At 39.0% G+C, this 16,670-nt stretch carries 17 protein-coding genes and 1 pseudogene; 10 read left to right on the top strand and 8 right to left on the bottom strand.

The genetic code is table 11. The features are described from left to right. Window positions 1-9 precede the first annotated feature (9 nt). A complete protein-coding gene (locus I6F43_RS07230; protein WP_007585594.1) occupies window positions 10-1,275 on the bottom strand; it encodes a hypothetical protein in 1,266 nt (421 codons plus the stop codon). Between the two features lie 41 nt (window positions 1,276-1,316). Further along, window positions 1,317-2,327 (bottom strand): RDD family protein, encoded by a 1,011-nt coding sequence (locus I6F43_RS07225; RefSeq protein WP_197101617.1) that lies wholly within the window; start codon window positions 2,325-2,327, stop codon window positions 1,317-1,319. A 223-nt stretch (window positions 2,328-2,550) separates the two neighbouring features. Between I6F43_RS07225 and I6F43_RS07220 the strand changes: the two genes are divergently transcribed. Further along, entirely contained in the window at window positions 2,551-3,126 is a 576-nt protein-coding gene (locus I6F43_RS07220) for a hypothetical protein (RefSeq protein WP_165721397.1), read from the top strand. 17 nt (window positions 3,127-3,143) lie between these two features. After that, complete coding sequence (locus tag I6F43_RS07215; RefSeq protein WP_197101615.1) at window positions 3,144-3,692, top strand: hypothetical protein; 549 nt, start codon at window positions 3,144-3,146, stop codon at window positions 3,690-3,692. 65 nt (window positions 3,693-3,757) lie between these two features. Here I6F43_RS07215 and I6F43_RS07210 read toward each other — a convergent pair. Beyond that, a pseudogene (locus tag I6F43_RS07210) lies at window positions 3,758-4,833 on the bottom strand (alkene reductase). A gap of 180 nt (window positions 4,834-5,013) precedes the next feature. On the opposite strand from I6F43_RS07210, the gene I6F43_RS07205 reads away from it, so the two are divergent. Then, window positions 5,014-5,781 carry a hypothetical protein gene (locus I6F43_RS07205; RefSeq protein ID WP_197101613.1) on the top strand — a complete coding sequence of 256 codons (768 nt, stop codon included), beginning with the start codon at window positions 5,014-5,016 and terminating at the stop codon, window positions 5,779-5,781. An 82-nt stretch (window positions 5,782-5,863) separates the two neighbouring features. Then, complete coding sequence (locus I6F43_RS07200) at window positions 5,864-6,388, top strand: CIA30 family protein (RefSeq protein WP_197101610.1); 525 nt, start codon at window positions 5,864-5,866, stop codon at window positions 6,386-6,388. A gap of 21 nt (window positions 6,389-6,409) precedes the next feature. Here I6F43_RS07200 and I6F43_RS07195 read toward each other — a convergent pair whose 3' ends face one another. The 5 genes from I6F43_RS07195 to I6F43_RS07175 form a co-directional block, all read right to left on the bottom strand. After that, window positions 6,410-6,946, bottom strand: a complete 537-nt coding sequence (locus I6F43_RS07195; RefSeq protein ID WP_197101609.1) for a hypothetical protein — start codon at window positions 6,944-6,946, stop codon at window positions 6,410-6,412. A 146-nt stretch (window positions 6,947-7,092) separates the two neighbouring features. After that, entirely contained in the window at window positions 7,093-7,347 is a 255-nt protein-coding gene (locus I6F43_RS07190) for a hypothetical protein (RefSeq protein WP_101164092.1), read from the bottom strand. Between the two features lie 25 nt (window positions 7,348-7,372). Next, entirely contained in the window at window positions 7,373-7,849 is a 477-nt protein-coding gene (locus I6F43_RS07185; protein ID WP_007585579.1) for an FKBP-type peptidyl-prolyl cis-trans isomerase, read from the bottom strand. Beyond that, on the bottom strand, window positions 7,849-10,272 hold the full coding sequence (locus I6F43_RS07180) for a Lon protease family protein (RefSeq protein ID WP_231614036.1): 2,424 nt from the start codon (window positions 10,270-10,272) through the stop codon (window positions 7,849-7,851). Before I6F43_RS07180 ends, I6F43_RS07185 begins: the two co-directional genes overlap by 1 nt. 77 nt (window positions 10,273-10,349) lie before the next feature. Next, window positions 10,350-10,808, bottom strand: a complete 459-nt coding sequence (locus I6F43_RS07175; RefSeq protein ID WP_007585575.1) for a zinc ribbon-containing protein — start codon at window positions 10,806-10,808, stop codon at window positions 10,350-10,352. A gap of 196 nt (window positions 10,809-11,004) precedes the next feature. Here I6F43_RS07175 and leuS point away from each other — a divergent pair, with 196 nt between their 5' ends. The 6 genes from leuS to rlmH are packed head-to-tail and all read left to right on the top strand — an operon-like array spanning window position 11,005 to window position 16,661. Continuing rightward, on the top strand, window positions 11,005-13,593 hold the full coding sequence (gene leuS / locus I6F43_RS07170; protein ID WP_007585573.1) for a leucine--tRNA ligase: 2,589 nt from the start codon (window positions 11,005-11,007) through the stop codon (window positions 13,591-13,593). Between the two features lies 1 nt (window position 13,594). Next, entirely contained in the window at window positions 13,595-14,086 is a 492-nt protein-coding gene (locus tag I6F43_RS07165; protein ID WP_010554703.1) for an LPS-assembly lipoprotein LptE, read from the top strand. Beyond that, the gene (gene holA, locus I6F43_RS07160; protein WP_010554702.1) at window positions 14,086-15,123 is read left to right on the top strand and encodes a DNA polymerase III subunit delta; all 1,038 of its coding nucleotides are present in this window, start codon (window positions 14,086-14,088) and stop codon (window positions 15,121-15,123) included. The genes I6F43_RS07165 and holA overlap by 1 nt, the downstream gene beginning before the upstream one ends. A 21-nt stretch (window positions 15,124-15,144) precedes the next feature. Then, window positions 15,145-15,780, top strand: coding sequence for a nicotinate-nucleotide adenylyltransferase (nadD, locus tag I6F43_RS07155; RefSeq protein ID WP_024609291.1), 636 nt, complete (start codon window positions 15,145-15,147; stop codon window positions 15,778-15,780). A gap of 55 nt (window positions 15,781-15,835) precedes the next feature. Next, a complete protein-coding gene (rsfS, locus tag I6F43_RS07150; protein ID WP_007585564.1) occupies window positions 15,836-16,153 on the top strand; it encodes a ribosome silencing factor in 318 nt (105 codons plus the stop codon). Window positions 16,154-16,190: 37 nt separating this feature from the next. After that, a complete protein-coding gene (rlmH, locus tag I6F43_RS07145) occupies window positions 16,191-16,661 on the top strand; it encodes a 23S rRNA (pseudouridine(1915)-N(3))-methyltransferase RlmH (RefSeq protein WP_007585562.1) in 471 nt (156 codons plus the stop codon). Window positions 16,662-16,670: the final 9 nt, after the last annotated feature.

Below are 16,670 nucleotides of genomic sequence, written 5' to 3'. Positions count from 1 at the left end.
TTAAAGTGTTTAATTAGCTTCTAAAGCCATTTCTTCTAAAGATAACCTTAGTAAGTAGCTACACCATTCCCTTAAATTTAGCAGACTAACTTGGTAGTACTCTCTAGCGTTACTCATTGTATTGCTATCTAATAGTGGTACCGCACTGCCTGAATATGAATTATCGACAAACCTAGTTCCTTGGTGAAGGTATCTTGATCTTAAACCGTAATATGAATTAATTATTTTAACTAATGGGTCATTATTGCTATCTTTTCCCACATAACTTCTCACTCTATCTGAGATCGAATGTACTTGTTGACCACAACTATCACACTTTTTACTCTTCGAAGCTCCAATCAACGACGCAACTTCTAATGAAGATATATAAAGTATCATTGCATCTTCACTTGATGATGGATGAAGTTTAGCTGCATTAGAGAATCTTAAATCGCTCTGAAAGTCAGTATTCCCCTCATCACTTGCCTCCCCTATTCTCGGAGTTGGGGAATATGTATCTAAGGTAAATGAATCTAAAGATCTGCCTGATGAAAAATGAGCATAAGAATTCAAGAGTAATTGAATTTCATAAGAGTAAATATCATTACTCAGTATGTAATCAATAAGGAAACAGGTTTTTTCTGAGATTTGAACTAAGCCATCAGCTATTGGTTTAGCATCAACCCAACTTATATCTCTAGAGTATTTATTAATTTCAATACTTGAAAACGATGAATCATTGTCACTTTGAGTATCTCGAATAATCAAACAGTTTGTACTAACAGTTAAAATTTCAATAATCGTTTTAATTTTTTCTGCTGCTTTAGCTTCTGCATCTTTAGTATCATAACCATTAATATCAACTATCAATTTAATTGAGCTATTACCTGTTGGTTTTAAAACAAAACTTTTACCTGAGTATGCGGCAATAGAACCCCTAATAACTTCAAGAGAAGTACTAAATCTGAATTTAGAAATCAGTTTTTTATAATCTAAACTATTTTTAACTAGCTCTCTAATAACTTTTAGGTCGCTTATAATTTCATCACTTTCGATATAATCAGAGAACATGACCGCGACTAAATTTCCTTTTTGTTTATACCTGACCGAAACCTCGAAAGAACCTTTAGCTTTATAGTTCATACGTCCTAAAATTATTTGTTTAGAACCTAGCTTTTTATACGGAGAGTAATGCCAAGCACACTTACCAAAGTGATCTCTAATACTTGCCCATAAAGATCTCAAAAAATGATTACTTTCATTTTCATTATTTAATCCTTCAAGTAAGACTTCCAAATAGATATACCTATAGTTTAATTAAATTATGTTAATTGGAGTTAGTCCTTCACTGCTTCTTCTACCGTTTCCACATTTACAACTTGATTCAAGTTACCTTTAATAACCACCGTCGCTGATATTTTATCTTGAATAGCTTGTCTGTTTGGATCCCAATATATCTGCAAAAACCCTAACAGCCCGGTGGCAAACCCTGCACCGTAGCCGCCGTAGCGACCAAAACAGTCTAATAAACCTAATGGCTCGCCGCTTAAGGCAACCACACGAATATTACAAACCTTTTTACCCGGTGTTTGGCCGCGCCAAAGCAGCGAGAACAACGTAAAGTAAACAGCAGCCCAACCAAAACCTAAGCCCAAGTCTTGAATAATGCCTTTGCTCCACTGCAAAATACTATTTGTGGTTGTTTGTGCAGGTTTTTCTTCTATTAACTGCGCAGGCTTTATTTCGTTATTTTCACTGAGTACTAAAAGTTGTAAAAGTACGGTAGCAAGTTGTGGGTTTTGTAGGTCATCCATTTCTGCTAATTTGGGAACTTGCCCTATTAAATTATCAAGCGCGTTTTGTTGGCAAGGTTGCTCACAGCTGTCATCAGCTGTTTGCGCTAAATAAGTATTTACCTGTTGTTTTTCTGTGGCGGTAAGCTGAATTTCATCTTGTATTTTTACGCCCTGAACAGCTAAACCTTGATCAGCGTTTTCGTCTTCTAGGTAATCAATGCCAATTGAAAGCACAGTAAGTGCGCTTACAAATAAAATACTTGCTGCCGTTATTTTTAAGATCCTTCGCCACACATTCGACATTTTTGGAAGGTATTGCTGTGCCGTACCTTTATAAAAAGCCATTGCAGCAACAAATGCTATTAAAGCCGCGCTGAGTTTGGCCGCTAAAAATATCAGTGCAACATCAATTATAATAGCTAATGCACGCCGAATTGGCGTAGCTAAAGGTAAGCCCAGTAAAGCACTGTCAATTTTAAAGGCGTAGGGGGTAACAACTTCTCGGGTTTCAGAGTTTGATAATTCTAATTGTTCTATCTCTTTGGCTTTCATTTATTTTCTTGTTATTAAAATAGGTAACCCGGTTAACTTACGCGTTTTTTATTTTTTGCTCAAGATTAACTCTGCTTTATTTTTAAGAAAACCGACCCCACAAACACTAAAAGTTACAACCGTTTACAAATATAAAGTTAACATAATTTACAAAAGTAACTATTGAACATATATTGATGCTGAAACTGCTTTTACACTAAAAATTAAATATATGGAGTATATTTTGAAGTTATTAACTAACGTGTTTTTCTTGTTTTCGGTCCTTATTTTGAGTGGCTGTGCCCACCAAATAAGTTTAAATCCAGACACTGAAAAACTTCAGGTTACAGAAAATAAATCAGGATCGGTTGTAGGTTATTATATTTCTGAAGATGATATAAAAAAACAAGTAAAAACACCTGGCGGTGGTGGCGATAATGTTAGTTATAAACCTTATAAAGACACAGAAGCAGCGTTGTATACTGTGCTTTCTAATAAATTTGAAAACGTTTATAAGCTTGAATCATTAACTGATAGTACATTTTTAAAAGATAAAAAAATTGAGTATGTATTCATACCGACAATAACAACGCAATCTAGCTCAGATAGCTTATTCACATGGCCTCCTACAGAATTTACTTTCACACTAAACTGTAAAACTTTAAATAACAATGGCGATATAGCATGGAATAGTGAAGTTAAAGGTTTTGGCAAAGCTGAATTTGATGAGTTTAAAAATGATTTTTCTTTATCTGCAAAACGTGCAACAGAAGAAGCATTTAACAAACTAGTTGTAGAACTTGATCAATCAAATTTATAAATAAGGACAGAAATAAAATGAAGTATAAAAGTTCACTAGGTTTAATCGCGGCTTTATTTTTAAGTGCATGTACCATTCAAGTTCCACCTTATAGTGCAGATATCAGTAACGTTTCTAAACTAAAAGAAGAGTCTAATACACCAGTCTCAGTCGGAAAAATTGAATCTGAAAAAAAATTAAATAAGATATCACTTCGAGGCTCTCCTCTTGTTTCATCTGTAGGCAACAGCTATGGTGAATATATTGAGAGCGCTTTAATACAAGAATTAAAACTGGCTAAACTTTGGTCTGGTGTTGCTAAAAAGCAAGTGACTGGCAAGGTTATTGACCAAGATATTGATGTAACAGGGTTCTCAGAGGGGAATTCATTTATAAAAGTAAATTTTGTTGTTTCAGAGGATGATGCAATTTTATTTGAAAAAGTAATTTCAGCTGAACATGATTTCGACTCTTCATTTATTGGCGCAATTGCAATCCCAAATGGTCAACGAAGCTATGTAGAGCTTGTTCAAAAATTACTTAGGAACTTGTATTCTGACGAAGAGTTTATTACTGCAATTAAGTAAGTACTCTCAGTGTAATTAAAACAAATAAGGAGCTGTATGCTACAGCTCCTTATTTATATATAAATTTAATTTGTAACTGGATAATCGGTATAGCCTTGCTCTGCGCCACCAAACAAAGTGTCGGGGTTGTGGCTGTTAAGAGGCTTGCCTTGCTTTAAGCGTGCTGGTAAGTCTGGGTTTGATACAAACGGGCGACCAAAGCCAATCATATTGGCCCAGCCTTCGCTAAGTGCTTTGTCTGCGCGCTCTTTGGTATACTTGCCTGCGTAAATTAATACACCGCTGTAGGCTTTACGAATAGCGTGTTTAAACTCAACACTCATTAAAGGTGCGTCATCCCAATCGGCTTCGGCTATATGCATGTAACCTACACCGGCTTTATTTAATGCCTCAGAAACCGCTAAATAAGTTTCCTCAGGGTTTTCGTCTACTGTGCCATTAAGAGTTGTTAACGGGGCTAGTCTTACGCCTACTTTGCTGCTACCAATTTCGTCGCTAACAGCATTTACCACTTCAATTAAAAAACGTATTCGGTTTTGCACGCTGCCACCATATTCATCGGTGCGAGCATTTGATTCTGAATCTAAAAATTGGTTAATAAGGTAACCATTAGCAGCATGAAGCTCTATGCCATCAAATCCTGCATTAACTGCATTTTTAGCAGCTTGGCGAAATTCGCCTATTACATGCGTAATATCTTGTTTGCTCATTTCGCGTGGGAGTTGGGTGTCTACAAACCCCGGCGCACCGTTTGTATCTACAAATACTTTTACGTCTTTTGCAGCAATGGCCGAGGCTGAAATAGGCTGCACGCCACCGGTGTTGTCACTATGAGTTACACGGCCAACATGCCAAAGCTGAGCAAACATCACGCCACCAGCGCTATGTACTGCGTGGGTTACTTTACTCCAGCCTGCAACTTGCTCATTTGAATAAATACCCGGAGTCCAAGCGTAACCTTTACCAAGCTCACTAATTTGTGTGCCTTCGCTTACAATTAGCCCGGTGCGTAATATGTTGCCATTAAGTCGTTAGCTATATCGCCAGGCTGTGTTGAACGCGAGCGAGTCATTGGGGGCATAACAATACGGTTTTTTAATGTTTTGCCTGCAAGTTCTATTGGTTCAAAAAGTAATGTCATAATGCCTCCTAAGTTTGATTGCGCTCATAATAACGTAACCAAGCACATGCAAAAACAACAAAAACTGCAAAATAGTTTTGTTGTATCTGCAATAAAGCTACAAAGTAAAACACATTAACTTTAGGTGAACTAAATGTATTTTATTGACTCTTAACAGCACTATTAAGTTGAGGGTTTGATGTGAATAAAGGGAATGCGTGGCCGTGGGTTATCTCGTTATGTATACATGGCGTGTTGCTGTACTTATTACTTTCACATAAATTACTTTCGCAAAAAATAAAGGTTGAAGAACCTCAAACAAAAAAAGACACCGTAATAAACGCTTATGTAATGGTTAACTTATCAACGCAACCTAAGTTCAGCACCGTTAACACCACCACTAACGCACCGATTGTTGAGCCTGCAAAGTTAGAGGTAAAAAAAGCACCTGAATCTGTAAGCACTAATAAAATACCTACAACTCAAACACAAGTTACTAAAGCACCCAAACAACGTGACGAAAAACCAAAAACAACAACAGTAACAAAGTCCACTATTACAAATAAACCTCAACCCCCTGCCCACACCATTAATACCAACACGCAAACGTTTAAAAAACTTAACCCGTATGCGCCTATTTATGGCGCACCTATAAATAACTTAACGCATAAAAAAATGGTCACGTTTGGCGAAGCAGATAACTCAGGTAGTACTGATGATGCAATAGCTGCCACCCCCACAATTAAATCACCGGTTAAATCACAAAAATCAGAAGTTATTAGCCAAAATACAATAGGCACACGACGATTAGAAAAATTTAACGGTAAATGCTATTTAATTGATACTTCAACCGTATTTGGTAGTAATGGCATGCCTCAAGGTAGCGCGCAGACCTGCCCTGGTGAGCAAACTGATGATGAAATATTATTTAATAAAATTATGGATAAGTGGGCTCGTAAAAATAATTAGTTTTAAATTAGTGAACAAATACGTTATTAAAGCGTATTGGTTATAAGTACTCCACTTACTTAATGCCAATTAGGAAACACGTATGACAACAAAGCAACTATCATCACTTTTTGTATTTAATTTATTAGCTGTAAGTGCACAAGCGAATGCAAATCAGCGCTGGTACGTTGTTAACGACTCAGTAATGGGCGGTGTATCTAATAGCCAATTCACTCAAACTCAAAAAAGTTTGCTTTTTACAGGCAATGTTTCGCTTGATAATAACGGCGGTTTTGCATCAATACGTACAGAGCTAAATACACAAAGCCAAAATACTAAAGCTATAGCACTGCGCGTTAAAGGCGATGGACAAACCTATCAGCTTAGGCTCAGAACTACCAATTACCTTGATGGCGCAGCGTACACCCACTCATTTAAAACAGTAAAAAATGAATGGGTAGATATAAACTTTGCTCCGAGTGATTTTACTTTAACGTATCGCGGCCGCGTGCTTGAGCAACAACCGATTATTGATTTTGATGACATAAAACAACTAGGCTTTATGATTGCAGGCAAGCAAGAAGGTAAGTTTAAACTTGAAGTGGGTAAAATTGAGTTTAAAAGCTAGCCCACCAGCATGTTGGTGGCGCTAAATAGTATAGTCGTCGCCCCGTCTCTTCATTTCACTAATAACCAGCTCAACCATTTGTTGTTTTATTGCTGCTTGCTCTGACTTTAACTCCCCTAATTGCAGCTCTAACATATCTATCTGCTCTTGTTGCTGTGTGTTTTTATATTTTTTTGCACCTAGGTGGTCAGCATCTAAAACTGAATTTGCATCACTTTTATTTAGCTCACTTGCAGAAGTGTTTATAGTTAAACTACGTTGTACGGGGCTTTGTTTAAGTTTATTAATTTGCTCTTGCAGCGCAATAACTCGCCCAGCGAAGTGCTTGTATACTTTTTCTAGGTTTTTATATTGATTGCCAAACGTAGCGTTATCTTCACTATATTCTTGCGCTTTGGTATCTAGAAACTTTGATAACACATATTTTGGCTCTTCCTCATTTTCTTCCTCGCTCTTTTCTTCACTCGCTTTTTCAACAGGTAGTTTATCTGATTGCGCTAAAGTTTGAGCATTTGAGCTGTGTACTTGGTATGCAATGGGAGTCGGTGAAATCTTCATTATTTTATCCCTAAAATAGCTTTGTCTCTTTTATAGGTATCGACCTCGTATTAAAATTCTTGAGTAAATTTTATTGTTAGCTAAAAGCAAAAAGCCCCACTTTATTAAAGTAGGGCTTATACCAATTTATTAAACTAACTCGTTGCTTACTTAGTGCTTTGGTTATCTTGTGAGAGCGCAATAAGTGCAAGCGCCGCATTTAGGCGAGTATTTAAATTATTATAAATAGTCATTCCAAACACACCGATAATACAAACTATTAAACCCATTTGTAGGTTAACGCTCATTTCTAGTAAAAAAACAGCTGCAACTAGTAAGCATAGCGCTAATGCATAAATAATAGATTGAAAGGTAAAGTTAATATCCCCCCTAGCTATTTTAAGTAATTCGTCTTTATTCATAATTTACTTCCTTGTTATTTGATCACTAAGACTCAATTGCCAGTAACTCTACTTCAAATATAAGTACTGAGGCAGGAGGAATACTCCCTACACGTTTTTCGCCGTACGCTAATTGGTGCGGTACATATAGCGTGTATTTATCGCCGGGGCTCATAAGTTGTAAACCCTCAGTCCAACCTTTAATAACTTGGTGTAAACCAAAGCTAATCGGTGTTTTACGCTCTACTGAACTGTCAAACACAGTGCCGTCGATTAGTGTGCCGTGGTAATGCACGTTAACCATACTTTTTGGGGTTGGTGTGTTTTCGTTTTCGCTTTTATGGATTACTTTATACTGCAAGCCAGAAGTCGTTTCTACTACGCCTTCTACCTTTGCGTTAGCGGCTAAATAGTCTGCACCTATTTGTGCATTTATGCCTGCTTGTTGTTTTGCTTTTTTACTATTTTGAAATATTAAAAAACAAAAAATGGCGATAACTACCGCCAAAATTATATTAATCATCATTCACCTTTTTCGTTGTCTAGCTCTTCGTCTTTTTCGTCATCATCGCCGTTTACTATGTCGGCAATCTCTTTGAGGCGAGCAAGTGCAATACCGTTTACTGAGTTTTCTGGATACTGGTCATCAATAATATCGCCAGCTTCTATATCCATTAACAAGTTAAGCGCTTGGTCTACGGTTTCAACTGCGTAAATATTAAATTTACCCGCTTCAACCGCATTAAGTATTTCGTCATCAAGCACTAAGTTAACTTGGTTTGATTTAGGAATGATAACGCCTTGCGAACCTGTTAAACCACGCATTTTACACAGTTTAAAAAAGCCTTCTATTTTTTCGTTTACGCCACCAATGGCTTGTACATCGCCGTGTTGGTTTATAGAGCCTGTAAGCGCAATTGATTGGCTAATAGGTAGGCTTGTAATAGACGAAATAAGCGCACACAGCTCTGCTAAAGATGCGCTATCGCCATCTATGTAACCATAGCTTTGCTCAATGGCAATATTAGCGCTAAGCGTTAAGCTAAAGTGCTGCGCATATTTATTACCTAAATAACCGGTAAGCAACATAACACCTTTTGAGTGAATTGCTTTACCAAGCTCAGCTTCGCGTTCAACATCTATTACGCCATCGGCGCCAGCATAAACCGTTGCCGTAATACGCGCAGGGGTACCAAATGAGGTATCGCCAATGTGTAATACGGTTAAGCCATTTACTTTACCAATGGCTTGGCCGTCGGTTGCAATAAGTGTGTGACCTTCTTTTATATCACTGAGCATATTTTCGCTAATTTGGCCGGTACGGTATTGCTTGCCTCCAATGGCTTCGTCAATATGGTGCGCGTCAATAACGGCTAATTTGTCTTGTTTAGCGTAGTAACTGGCTTCTGCAATAAGTTCAAGTACATCAGCAAAACGCGCTGATAATTTATTTTGATGCTCAGCTTGGCGGTAACTAAATTTAAGTAAACGCACCATAGCAGCCTGCGTTGCAGTGCACTTTAATGTTTGCTCGCAATACTCGGTTACTTTAGTAATAAACTGGTATTGCAATTTATCGCTACTTGGCAAGTAGTAATCAAAGTCGGCTAATACTCTAAATAGCTCTGCAAATTCTTCATCGTATTCACCTATGGTGTAGTACAACTCGCGCGAACCTAATAAAATAATTTTAACATCAAGCGGTATAAGCTGCGGGCGAAGTGTAAAGCTAGTCCCTACTGTGCTGTCTTGATACGGTAAGTCGTTTTTAATTTGATGTGTTTTTAACGCGAGTTTTAAACCATCCCACACCTGTGGGTTTGCCATGATTTTTTCAGCGTCCATAATTAAATAGCCGCCATTAGCACGATGCAATGCACCAGCCTGAATTGAGCGATAACAGGTAATTAAAGAGCCTTGAGATGTTGAATACTCAATTTTGCCAAATATATTGCCAAACGTTGGGTTGGGCTCGTACACAACCGGTGCTGCGTCGTCTTCTTTAAACTCAACTAAAATGTTAGGTGCAAAAAAGTCGGTAAGCATGCCTTTGCGATCAAAGTCTTCTTTGCTTTCTTCACTTTCATCTTCGTCATCTAGCCATTCAAGTACCGCGTCTATAATTTCAACGCGTATATCTTTTAAATAGCGCAGTACACCAATATGCGTGGCATATTTATGTTCTAAGTCTTTTAAAAGTGGTTTAGTGGCTTGCTCAGCAGTCGATTTTTTAAGGTTGCGTTGTTTTTCTTTTGATTCGCGTTTCCAACGTGGCAGCTCTATTAACGCTTCTATTAATGCATCTTCTAGCTTTTCAATTTTTTCAAAAAACTCTTCACGTAACGTTTCTTCAAGTTCGCCAAATTCGCTGTCGCTTAATTGTTTACCATCTACAAGTGGTGCAAACCCTACTGAATTTTTTTCTTCAACTAATGCAACGCTTTGCTCAAACGCCGCAATTTCTACTGCGGTAATAGCACTGTCGTAGGCATCGTTAAATTCACGATCGATTGATTTTTTCTTACGCTGATACGCTGGGTTATCAAATGCCGCAGGAAAGGTGTCGAGTACTTCATCTAAAAATGAATCTATATCGTCACTAAGTTGCTTACTTTGGCCTGGTTGCATAAACAGCGCAATAGGTTCTCTGTGGTCATCGTAATTGTTTACGTATAACCATTCGTTTGGCGTTGAGCGGTCTTTTGCGTGTTGTTTAAGTTTATCTTTAACAAGCGTAAAGCGCCCGTGAGCGGCCTCGCCCATTACATAAACGTTGTAACCCGGCAGTTCCATCCCTAATGAAAAATCTAAAGCACTTTGGGCGCGTTGTTGGCCTATAAACGTAAGTTGCTCTGGGTATGGATTGTTCATACACGTGTTTACGTGATTAGTAGAAATACTCGGTGCGAGCTTTGAAACAGATAGTGGCAGCAATTTTTTCGTCATTCTAACTTCTTTTTTTACCAGCATATTCGCTGGCCTTTGGGCGTATTAAGTGGCCCGCAGCCACTTAATACTTATATTTAAGGGTGCAGTGCCTTACGACTAAAATAGATTCCATCACATTCAATACACGGTGTAATTTGTGTAGCGTGATAAACATCGTAACTATGGGTGCAATTCTTACATACTAATGTGCCCATGGCTATCCATTCGCCTGCGTGATACACACCATTGTGCTTAAAATCTTGGCTAAGAGATTGCCACTCAAGTTGAGTTTTATCTTCTATGTGCGAAAGTTCAAACCAAAGAGACTCTTTAAGCTCTTGCCATGCAAGCGAATTATAGTGTGATTCGTTCTCTACTATATGTTCAATATCATTCTTTAAATAACTTTTGTAGAGCTCATATCTTTCTTGACTTAAATCTTTAAGCGCCTGCTCAGATTCAACAAACCCAGAAACCACATCTTTTAAACCATGCTCTTTCACATCTTTTATCCAATGGGTAAAACTGCTAAGCCATGTTTTGTAATCAGTCATTTTTTACTCCTTCAAAATTGCTGTTAAATCAGTCTGTAACTTATGTCTTTAGCTAACCACACTATAAAAAGGCAGGTTAACCTGCACTGAAAGTTACAATTTAATAAAAGCATGTTTTTGACGCTGTGAATAGTGTTTTATTTGGGGTATCCTAACGGCAATTTTTTATTAGTTTGCAAGAAGTCTGGAACCATAGATGCAAGAGCAATATAACCCGCAAGATATAGAGTCAAAAGTACAAAGCTACTGGGAAGAAAACCAGGTATTTAAAGTCACTGAAGATGAGAGCAAAGAAAAGTATTACTGCCTTTCTATGTTCCCTTATCCGAGTGGTCGACTGCATATGGGTCATGTGCGTAACTACACCATTGGTGATGTTGTTTCTCGTTTCCAGCGCCTGCAAGGCAAAAACGTAATGCAACCTATGGGTTGGGATGCGTTTGGTTTACCTGCAGAAAACGCTGCTATTAAAAACAAAACAGCACCAGCTAAGTGGACATACGAAAATATTGATTACATGCGTACCCAACTTAAGCAATTAGGTTTTGGTTATGACTGGGATCGCGAAATTGCGACGTGTCATCCAGAATACTACAAGTGGGAGCAGTGGTTTTTCACTAAGCTTTACGAAAAAGGCCTAGTGTATAAAAAAATGTCGACAGTTAACTGGGATCCAGTGGATCAAACTGTACTTGCTAACGAACAAGTTATTGATGGTCGCGGTTGGCGTTCAGGCGCTGTGGTTGAGCAAAAAGAAATTCCACAGTGGTTTATTAAAATTACCGACTACGCACAAGAGCTACTTGACGATTTAGACAAGTTAGAAGATTGGCCAGAGCAAGTTAAAACAATGCAGCGCAACTGGATTGGCCGCTCTGAAGGGTGTGATATTGAATTTAAACGCACCGATAACGACGAAACATTTAGCGTATACACAACACGTCCAGATACCTTTATGGGTGTTACGTATGTTGCTGTTGCTGGTGGTCACCCTATTGCACAAGAAGCCGCTAAAAATAGCGATGCTATTGCAATGTTTGTTGAAGAATGCAAAAACACCAAAGTTGCCGAAGCAGACATGGCAACAATGGAGAAAAAAGGCATAGCAACAGGCTTTTACGCCACTCACCCATTAACGGGCGAGCAAGTACCAATTTGGGTTGCTAACTTTGTATTAATGCATTATGGCTCAGGCGCTGTAATGGCAGTACCTGCACACGATCAACGCGACTTTGAGTTTGCAACAGCGTACGGCCTAGATATAAAACAAGTCATTGCGCCTGCTGAAGGTTCAGATCTTGAAGTAAACCTAAAAGAATCAGCATTTACCGATAAAGGCGTACTTGTAAATTCGGGTGAATTTAACGGCCTTGATTTTGAAGCTGGTTTTAAAGCGATTGCCGATAAATTAGAAGCACTCGGTGTTGGTGAGCGTAAAGTAAACTTCCGCCTGCGTGACTGGGGTGTGAGCCGTCAGCGCTATTGGGGTTCTCCAATTCCAATGCTTAGCGATGAAGATGGTAAAGAACTTGCTGCAACAGAAGATATGCTACCAGTTCGCTTACCAGAAGATGTGGTAATGAACGGTGTAACTTCACCACTTAAAGCAGACCCAGAGTGGGCTAAAACAACAGTAAATGGCGCACCTGCGTTTCACGAAACTGATACGTTTGACACCTTTATGGAATCGTCTTGGTACTACGCACGCTACTGTAGCCCACGCTACGACGAAGGCATGCTAGATCCAGCGGCTGCTAACTACTGGTTACCAGTAAACCAATACATTGGTGGTATTGAGCATGCAATTTTACATTTATTGTACTCACGCTTTTTCCATAAATTATTACGTGACTTTGGTTTAGTTAATTCAGACGAGCCGTTTGACCGCTTACTTTGTCAAGGTATGGTACTTGCTGAAACATTTTATCGTAAAGATGAAAAAGGCGGCGACATTTGGATTTCGCCAACTGATGTAAACACCGAAACCGACGAAAAAGGCCGCGTTACTAAAGCATGGCATAAGGAAGACGGCGAGCCGGTATTCTCATCAGGCATGAGCAAAATGTCTAAGTCTAAAAACAATGGTATAGACCCACAACATGTAATTGCCCAGTATGGTGCAGATACAGTGCGTTTATTCATGATGTTTACAGCACCACCAGAGCAAACGCTTGAATGGTCAGACTCAGGCGTTGAAGGCGCACATCGTTTCTTAAAACGTGTATGGAAATACGCGGTAGACGTTAAAACAGTAGGTTACCAAGCACTTGATAAATCAGCGCTAACTAACCCGCAAAAAGTACTACGTCGCGACTTACACAAAGCAATTGCTAAAGTGACTGATGATGTTGAACGTCGTCAAACCTTTAACACCGCTATTGCAGCCATTATGGAGCTTTCTAATAAGTTATTAAAAGCACCACTGAGCGACAAACAAGATGTAGCGATTGCTAACGAAGCACTTGAAGCATTAGTTATTATGCTTGCACCTATTACTCCGCATTTATCGCATGAGCTTTGGAAAGAGCTTGGTAAAAAAGGCGAGATTTTAGATGCTGCATGGCCAAAAGTTGACGAGTCTGCACTTGTTGAAGATGAAAAACTAATCATCGTACAAGTAAACGGCAAGCTTCGCGCTAAGTTAACAGTGGCAGCTGGTGCAACTCAAGAGCAAGTAGAAGCCCTTGCGTTTGCAGAATCTAACGTAACTAAATTTACTGATGGCTCAACCATTCGTAAAATCATTTACGTACCAGGCAAGCTACTTAACGTGGTAGCTAACTAATATGGCTGCATTTAACGCCATTAAAAATGGACTAGCCTTAGTGCTAGTCTGTTTTTTGTTATCAAGCTGTGGCTTTCATTTAAAAAAAGCCTCTAGCCTGCCTGATAACTTAAAACAGCTAACACTTGTAGGCGATGACGAAAAATCGACTTTATTCACTGAGCTTAAAAAAGAGCTTAAAGCGAGTAACGTAGAGTTAGTATCGTCAGCTAAAGATAAAGCCCAACTGTATTTACGCAAAGAAAGCATTGAACGCCAAACACTTTCGCTGTTCCAAAACGGCCAAGTTGCTGAATACGAGCTCGCTTATGGCGTATCGTATGTAGTTAAACGCCCTGGTGAAAAAGCGATAGAAAAACGTTTTGAGCTTTATCGTAATTACCAAGATGATCCGGATCATGCATTAGCAAAAGCAAAAGAGCTTGAGCTACTTATTAGCGAAATTCGTGAGCAAGCCAGTCGTCGTATTGTTAGAGAGCTGTCGCAACTATAATGCGCTGCTACGCTAATCAACTACCGAGTGAATTAAATAAAGGGCTAAAGCCCTTTTATTTAGTATTTGGAGAAGAGCCTTTTCAAGAAGCGCAGTGCGTACAACAAATTCGCGACAGTGCTAAGCAACAAGGTTTTGATGAAGTAATTAAGTTTACTTTAATGCAAGGATTCGATTGGCAAGAAATTATAGCCCAGTACCAAAGTATGTCGCTGTTTAGCGCCCGCACTATTATTGAGCTTGATTTAAACCAACAAAAGCCAGGCGTTATTGGCAGCAACACCTTTAAAAAAGTAGTTGAGCTGGTTAATCCCGATACTATTTTAATTGTTAAAGGCGCTAAAGCCAGCCAAGAAGTACAACGTGGAGCATGGTTTAAAGCTCTTGATAAGCAAGGTGTATTTGTACCTTGCTACCCGCTTACGGGCTCTCATGTAAAACGATGGCTTGATGAGCAATGCCAACGTTTATCACTTAATATGCAAAGCGACGCCAAAGTAAGCTTAATAAATGCCACCGAAGGCAACTTGTTAGCCTGTTTTCAGGAGCTTGAAAAGCTCTCGCTACTGCACGGCAATGCATTAATTACTCAGCAATTAGTAATGCAAGGTCTGTTAAACCAAGCCAAGTTTGATATTTTTGATTTAAGCGATGCGCTATTAAATGGTCACGCCAAACAAGCTATAAAAGTATTAAACAAACTTGCCAGCGATAACACCGAAGTGGTGAGTATTTTGTGGGCTATAACCAAAGAGCTTAATACACTTATAAGTGTGCAACTTGGTTTACTGAATGGCGAACCTATCGCTAATTTATTTAAACAAAAAGCAATTTGGAAAAACCAACAAGGTCCAGTTCAAAATGCTATTAACCGTTTAAACATGCATACACTAGAACAAATAAACAGTGATGTTGCGTTGTTTGATGCCAGTTACAAGCAAGGTAATTTAATTGCACCTTACCAAGCGCTTGCTCATATTTGTATTAAATTTTGCCAGCCGCTCAACATTCCTATGCCGTGCCACGCGGTTAATTAATAAATAGCTAATGGGTGTTAAATGATCGCAATTTTTGGTGGCACTTTCGACCCAGTCCATTTAGGCCATCTAAATATGGCGCAGCAATGCGTAAATGCGTTTAATTTGGATACGCTTTATTTTATGCCCTGTGCATTACCTGCACATAAAGCAGCTCCGGGTATTAGTACGCAGCACCGAATTAATATGCTCAACGCAGCTATTGCACCTTATCCTCATTTTGAACTCGATTTAAGAGAACTTAATCGAACCGGTCCATCGTATTCGTTGCTAAGCTTACAAGAACTTCGTAAAGAGCACCCCACTACACCTATTTTATTTTTAATTGGTATGGACTCATTTAACAACCTAGATAAGTGGTTTGAGTGGAAGGCAATAACGCAGCTTTGCCATATTGTGGTGTACCAGCGCCCTGCTCAACATTGCACTGTAACAGGTGAGCTCAAAAGCTATATGCAACGCGCAAATGCCGGCGAAGTAGCGGCACTTAAACACTCACTTGCAGGTAAACTTTATTTTTTACCGGGCGAAATGCTCGATGCGGCCTCAAGCACCATTCGCGAACAACTGAAAAAAAGTAATAAAAAGAATGAACTATTGCCCGATGCAGTGAGTCATTACATAGAAGTGCATCAGCTCTATCAAATTGATGCTTAAAAACTCCTAGCGTGTTAAAATGCGCGCCATTAAATTTTTAAATTGAGACAAAACCTTGGATTCAAAACAACTACTCGCCTTTGCTATGGACAAAATTGACGATATGAAAGCGCGTGACATCGTTCATATTGACGTTACTGGAACATCAGATATCACAGATTACATGGTAATTTGTTCTGGTACTTCTAAACGCCACGTACAGTCAATTGCCGATCACTTAGCAAAAGAAGCGCGTCATGCAGATTCAGAGCCATTAGGTTATGAAGGTGAAGGCGACGGCGAATGGGCACTGGTTGATTTAGGTGATGTGGTTGTACACGTGATGCAAAACGAAGCACGTAGCTATTACGATCTAGAAAAACTGTGGGGCTAAACGCTCACTCATTTTAGACAATGCTTGGAAGTAATACGTGAAAATACAAATGATTGCTGTTGGTACTAAAATGCCAGCATGGGTAGAAACGGGATTTGCAGAATATCAGCGCCGCTTCCCTAAAGATATGGCCCTAGAGTTAATTGAAATTCAAGCCGGAAAACGTGGTAAAAATGCAGATATAAAACGTATTTTACACATTGAAGGTGAAAAAACATTAGCGGCTATTCCAAAAGGCAATCGTATTGTAACGTTAGAGGTAACAGGGAAAGCGCTGGATACTCACCAACTTGCTAAAAATATGGAAAAATGGCAACTCGATGGCCGCGATGTAAGTTTACTTATTGGCGGACCTGAAGGACTTGCTCCAGAGTGCATTGCAGCTTCTGAGCAAAAATGGTCGTTATCTAATTTAACATTGCCGCACCCTTTGGTGCGTATAATTGTTGCAGAGAGCCTTTACCGAGGCTGGAGCTTAAATAACAACCATCCTTATCATCGCGAGTAACCCCTTGCC

This window comes from Pseudoalteromonas sp. NZS71_1 (genome assembly GCF_015864305.1).
In the GTDB taxonomy this organism is placed as follows: Bacteria; Pseudomonadota; Gammaproteobacteria; order Enterobacterales; family Alteromonadaceae; genus Pseudoalteromonas; species Pseudoalteromonas arctica.
The sequence above is the reverse complement of the archived record's forward strand: the minus strand, read 5'-3'. Positions and strand labels throughout refer to the sequence as shown.